Annotated in this window: 1 protein-coding gene; it reads right to left on the bottom strand. The window is 42.7% G+C overall.

The features are described from left to right. Positions 1-213 (bottom strand): hypothetical protein (locus H3Z83_RS12880; RefSeq protein WP_182125903.1); only part of this gene is annotated, 213 nt, incomplete at both ends.

Below are 213 nucleotides of genomic sequence, written 5' to 3' on the forward strand. Positions count from 1 at the left end.
ACTGATCTGACCGCCTGCTGCACAATTATCACTCCAAGTAGTCGCTAAGCTCGTTGGCCATGCTTCATTACATTCATCTAACTTATAATCTGGTATTGCTACAATGATTGGAGCCGTTTCATCATAATCTCTACTTACCGTAGTGCTTACTGTTGCATCGTTTCCACAATCGTCTGTTACCGTGAACGTATAGACTCTACTCTGCATACAACC

This window comes from Tenacibaculum pelagium, from assembly GCF_014062345.1.
Lineage (GTDB): Bacteria > Bacteroidota > Bacteroidia > Flavobacteriales > Flavobacteriaceae > Polaribacter > Polaribacter pelagius.